This is a genomic window from Frankia sp. AgKG'84/4 (assembly GCF_023242965.2).
Classification (GTDB): Bacteria; Actinomycetota; Actinomycetes; order Frankiales; family Frankiaceae; genus Frankia.
The window spans coordinates 1-1,073 of sequence record NZ_JALKFU020000805.1; the positions used below are offsets into that span (position 1 = coordinate 1).

Consider the following 1,073-nt stretch of genomic DNA (forward strand, 5'->3'; position numbering starts at 1 on the left):
CCCCCCCCCCGCCCCCCCCCCCCCCCCCCCCCGGCCCGCGCGCTGACCGGCGGAGGACCGCGACACCCGCACGGTGACCAGCGAGCCCAGCCCGCGGGCGTGGTCCATCCGGGGGGAGCGGGCCAGGCCGGCGTCGACGACGACCCGCACGCCGGGCACCGTCAGGCTGCTCTCCGCGACCGCGGTGGCCAGCACGACCCGGCGGCGCGGGCCGGGGCGCAGCACCGCGTCCTGCGCGCCGCCGCTCTGGCGGCCATGCAGGGTGAGCACGTCGACGGCGTCCCGGTGCGCGGCGAGGCGGCCGGCGACGGCGGCGATCTCACCGGCGCCGGGCAGGAAGACGAGCACGTCCCCGGTCGTCTCCCGCAGCGCGCGCCCGACGGTCGCGGCGACGTGGTCGAGCAGCTTCGGGTCGACCCGCAGGCCGTGCGCCGGCGTGATCACCCCCGGCGGAGGCGCCCAGAGCACCTCGACGTCGTACATCGAGGCGTCCGTTCCGATGACCGGCGCGGGCTGGGCGGGAGCGCCGAGCATCGCGGCGAGGCGCCGGGTGTCCGCGGTCGCGGAGGCGGCGAGCAGGAGCAGGTCGGGACGCAGCGCGGCACGGGCGTCGAGCAGGAACGCGAGCGCCAGATCGGCGTCGAGGTGCCGCTCGTGGCACTCGTCGAGGACGACCGCGTCGACGCCGGGCAGCTCGGGGTCGCGTTGCAGCCGCCGGACGAGCACGCCGGTGGTGACCACCTCGACCCTGGTCGACGGCCCGGTCCTGCGCTCGCCGCGGATCGTGTAACCGACCGCCCCACCAACCTCGCCGCCACCCGCGTCGTCGCGACCGACATTCCGGCGACCGACACTCCCGCGACCGGCGCCGCCGCGGCCCGAGCCATCCGCCCGGGTCATGGCCCCGCTCGTGACACCCGCGTCGGCGAGAGCGGCCATCCGCCGGGCCGCGGCGCGGACCGCGATCCGCCTCGGCTCGACGACCAGGACCCGGCCGGGCACGTGGTCGGCGAGCGCGAGCGGGACCAGCGTCGTCTTTCCCGTGCCGGGCGGCGCGACCAGCACCCCGGCCC

General features: G+C 78.8%; 1 protein-coding gene. It reads right to left on the minus strand.

The genetic code is table 11. The annotated features are described in order from the left end of the window. The coding region (locus MXD58_RS25345; protein WP_284678859.1) for a helicase-related protein at nucleotides 1–1,073 on the minus strand (1,073 nt) is incomplete at both ends.